This window comes from Pantoea sp. ANP04 (genome assembly GCF_041982285.1).
Classification (GTDB): domain Bacteria; phylum Pseudomonadota; class Gammaproteobacteria; order Enterobacterales; family Enterobacteriaceae; genus Pantoea; species Pantoea eucalypti.
The window spans coordinates 1-538 of sequence record NZ_JAUTYS010000152.1 but is presented as its reverse complement, the minus strand read 5'-3'; the positions used below and the strand labels follow the sequence as shown (position 1 = coordinate 538).

1 protein-coding gene is annotated in these 538 nt (G+C 64.3%); it reads left to right on the top strand.

Annotation, left to right across the window (positions count from 1 at the left end):
* On the top strand, positions 1–538 hold a 538-nt coding region (locus Q7C21_RS22840), incomplete at both ends, for an AsmA family protein (protein ID WP_375151215.1).

Below are 538 nucleotides of genomic sequence, written 5' to 3'. Positions count from 1 at the left end.
GACCTGACCCTGGGCAACCCGGAGTGGTCCAAGGCGCCGCAGATGGTCAGCCTCAAACGGGTCGAGTTGCGCATCTCGCCCCTGGCCCTGTTGGCCCAGCGGGTCAGCATCCCGCGTATCGATCTGACCGAGCCCGATGCTGCGCTGCAGCGGCTGGCGGACGGTCGCGCCAACTGGACCTTCAAGTTCGACCCGAAGGACCCCGAGGCCGAGCCTTCCAACTGGACGGTGGACATCGGCGCCATCGGTTTCGACAAGGGCCATGTGACCCTGGACGACCAGAGCCTGAAAACCCAACTTGACCTGCAGGTAGAGCTGCTCGGCAAACCCATTCCCTTCAGCGACATAGTCGGTGAGAGCGAAGCGAAGAAAATCAGTGAAAAAGGCGCCGCGGCCCAAGCCTATGCCTTCGCCCTCAAGGTCAAGGGCCAGTACCACGGGCAGAAGCTCGCCGGTACCGGCAAGATCGGCGGCTTGCTGGCCCTGCAGGACGGGCGCAAGCCGTTTCCACTGCAGGCCCAGGCGCAGATCGGCGACA